Below are 797 nucleotides of genomic sequence, written 5' to 3' on the forward strand. Positions count from 1 at the left end.
CGTTGTTGATAGCGCTTAGGCGGCGTGCTTTGCATCTGCGGACCTTACTCTTACTCGGTGGCAGGTGTTGCACTTCACTTTTGAATCCGCCATCGAAAAAGAGCCTCCCCCGGCCTCTCTCTGCTGCTCGTCAACCTGATCGAATTACAGAGAGCTACATGCCAGAAATCACCCGCGCCAAGTAACGCCCGAAGCAGGTTGGAGAGTTGCCACTTGCCCCTTCTATTTAACATAAGACACATCGGAGAATATGTAAGTTCGCGGTAGTGCACCCCTCGATTTTCGTACTGCTGAGCCAAGAGTGATTCAATCCGTGGGAGCCCAATCGGTTGAAGATCTCTACCGAGAGATTGGAGACAGCGCTGTGGTGAGGTTCCGAGTCGGTTTTCAGCCAATAATATCGCCATATTTTTACTATGCGAAATCAAAGGGTTGTCGACCGAATAGGGAGTGCGGACGTATTCTCGGGCTGACTCAGACTGCAAGTACCAGTCCACAAAGGGAAAACCGCTTGAGGTTCCGATGCATCGCGTAGCGTTACGCAGTACAATCAACCATGATCAAGTCATGGTGCCACAGCGGTCTGGAGTTGTTCTTCATGACCGGCAAGAAGAGCGGCATCCAGCCTCATCATGCATCCAAGCTACAGCGTCTTCTGGGTGTGCTGAATGTGGCGACCGTCCCAGAGGCAATGAACCTACCCGGCTTTGGCTGGCATCCGTTGAGCGGGAATCTCGTGGGACACTGGGCTGTATCAGTGAATGGGAACTGGAGAGTGACGTTTTCATTCGAAGGAA

The 797-nt window shown here is 52.2% G+C and carries 1 protein-coding gene; it reads left to right on the forward strand.

Going from position 1 to position 797, the window contains the following annotated elements:
• Nucleotides 1–598: 598 nt before the first annotated feature.
• Nucleotides 599–797 (forward strand): type II toxin-antitoxin system RelE/ParE family toxin (locus AAHB17_RS24515; RefSeq protein WP_446719653.1); only part of this gene is annotated, 199 nt, incomplete at its 3' end.

Origin of the sequence: Hydrogenophaga sp. OTU3427 (assembly GCF_038440225.1) — a bacterium.
In the GTDB taxonomy this organism is placed as follows: Bacteria; Pseudomonadota; Gammaproteobacteria; order Burkholderiales; family Burkholderiaceae_C; genus Hydrogenophaga.